This window comes from Streptomyces niveus (genome assembly GCF_001723055.1).
GTDB classification, from domain to species: Bacteria; Actinomycetota; Actinomycetes; order Streptomycetales; family Streptomycetaceae; genus Streptomyces; species Streptomyces niveus.
Genome location: NZ_MDCR01000256.1, coordinates 1 through 235 on the forward strand (window position 1 = coordinate 1; position 235 = coordinate 235).

The following is a 235-nucleotide window of genomic DNA, read 5'->3' on the forward strand; positions in this document are numbered from 1 at the left end:
CCGCCCCAAGCGGCGGCGGCGGCGGTGGCAAGGGCGGCGGAAGTGACTGCGGCTTCTGGTCCAAGTGCGGATGGACCAATGCGATCGATGACGCAGGGTCCTGGATCGGCGACAACAAGGGCATGATCGCCTCCGTCGTGACTGAAGTCGTGGTGGGCGGAGCGTGCTTCGGGGCTGCGGCGGGCGCAGGACTGGCCACGGGAGGCGTCGGATTCGGCGCCGCTGCCGGCTGCGG